We start from the raw sequence: 209 nt of genomic DNA on the forward strand, positions 1-209 counted from the left end.
GTCCCAGCAGAACAGGGCCGAGATCGACAGGACGACCACGGCCACGGTGCGCCTCTGCCAACGCAGCGCCACGAGTGCAGCGAGCGTGCCGACGGCCAGCATGGCCATCACCTGACGCAACGCAGGCATGGCCACGGCAACCTGTTCGGCAGGCATCTTCGCGCCGGCCTTGGCGCCGATGACCGGCACGGCAAACCACAGCCCAATGG

1 protein-coding gene is annotated in these 209 nt (G+C 68.4%); it reads right to left on the reverse strand.

Annotation, left to right across the window (positions count from 1 at the left end; genetic code table 11):
• Nucleotides 1-209: hypothetical protein (locus AMS65_RS00240; RefSeq protein ID WP_206541945.1), on the reverse strand; the 209-nt coding region annotated here is incomplete at both ends.

Source organism: Leucobacter celer subsp. astrifaciens (assembly GCF_001273835.1).
Lineage (GTDB): Bacteria > Actinomycetota > Actinomycetes > Actinomycetales > Microbacteriaceae > Leucobacter > Leucobacter celer.